The following is a 403-nucleotide window of genomic DNA, read 5'->3' as shown; positions in this document are numbered from 1 at the left end:
GAATACAGCACTCGTCTCGCCAGCAGGGATCGTTACGGTTAATTCTGTTGGTGCTACATAATCTGCATCACCAAGCGTTCCTGTTCCATCAGCAACGGTGAAGGTTACTACTGTATCTGTATCGGCAGGAGCACTTAAGGTTACTGGGAATTCAGCTACCACCGTAGTTCCATCATTTCCTTCTGTAACTGTTACATCGCCAATACTTACGACAGTAGCGTCGTCATTGGTAATTGTTCCAGTTCCTGTTGTGGCAGCAGGATCAATCGTACCGTTGGTAGTATTAGTAATCGTTACTTCAAATTCTTCATCTGACTCTACAACATCATCACCATTTACCGTTACTGGGAATACAGCACTCGTCTCTCCAGCAGGGATTGTTACGGTTAACTCCGTTGGTGCT

General features: G+C 45.4%; 1 protein-coding gene. It reads right to left on the bottom strand.

Annotated features, from left to right (window positions below):
• Positions 1 to 403, bottom strand: a 403-nt coding sequence (locus IWC96_RS00055; RefSeq protein WP_196838120.1) for a Calx-beta domain-containing protein, incomplete at both ends; no start/stop codon positions are given.

Source organism: Brevundimonas sp. BAL450 (assembly GCF_015767455.1).
Taxonomy (GTDB): Bacteria; Pseudomonadota; Alphaproteobacteria; order Caulobacterales; family Caulobacteraceae; genus Brevundimonas; species Brevundimonas abyssalis.
This window is presented reverse-complemented; position numbering and strand designations above follow the sequence as displayed.